Source organism: Mesorhizobium sp. M7D.F.Ca.US.004.03.1.1 (assembly GCF_003998635.1).
Taxonomy (GTDB): Bacteria; Pseudomonadota; Alphaproteobacteria; order Rhizobiales; family Rhizobiaceae; genus Mesorhizobium; species Mesorhizobium loti.
In genome coordinates, this window is record NZ_RZQG01001534.1 from 1 (window position 1) to 789 (window position 789).

Genomic DNA, 789 nt, shown 5'->3' on the forward strand with positions numbered 1-789 from the left:
GTTCGTCGTTGGTGTCGGTTACGCAGGAAGCCGAGTTCGAACAATCTATCCGCAGCCGCACGACATTCCCATGGACGTAATCGTCACCGATGAATGAACACGACGCAGGCAGGGCCTGGTTCTCCAATTCATGACGACGGTTCCTAAGCGTCGTCGGTTGCTGAATCCATCCGGCCCACCTGCAATGAAGATCAGGTAGGACGCCATGTCGAATCCGACAGCATCGCTGGATGACCACAAGCCCCGTTTTCTCGTCAGGTGGCTGTTTTCGACCAACCACAAGGATATCGGCACGCTCTATCTGCTGTTCTCGATAATGGCAGGGGTCTTCGGTACCGCGCTTTCCGTATTGATCCGCATGGAGTTGCAGGAACCAGGTTTGCAGATATTCGCCGACCCCGCTGTCTACAACGTCGTCGTCAGTACCCATGGGCTGGTCATGATCTTCTTCGTGCTCATGCCGGCGCTGATAGGGGGGTTCGGCAACTGGATGGTGCCGATCATGATCGGCGCGCCCGATATGGCTTTTCCACGCATGAACAACATCTCCTTCTGGCTGCTGGTTATGTCGTTTATCCTCTTCATCACCTCGATGTTCGTTCCGGGAGCACCTGGCACGCTCGGCCATGGCGGCGGCTGGACGCTCTATCCGCCGCTGTCGACCTCAGGCCAGCCCGGCCCTGCCGTCGACCTCGTCATCCTTTCGATCCACCTTGCAGGAGCGTCATCGATCCTCGGTGCGATCAACTTCACTACGACCATCTTCAACATGCGCGCGCCGGGAATGAC

Annotated in this window: 1 protein-coding gene and 1 pseudogene; both read left to right on the top strand. The window is 57.4% G+C overall.

The window, feature by feature from the left end; all coding sequences use genetic code 11:
- Positions 1 to 97, top strand: a pseudogene (locus EN935_RS42605) (5-formyltetrahydrofolate cyclo-ligase); the annotation flags it as partial.
- A 108-nt stretch (positions 98 to 205) separates the two neighbouring features.
- A partial coding sequence (locus tag EN935_RS38485) for a cbb3-type cytochrome c oxidase subunit I (protein WP_206534704.1) occupies positions 206 to 789 on the top strand: 584 nt, incomplete at its 3' end.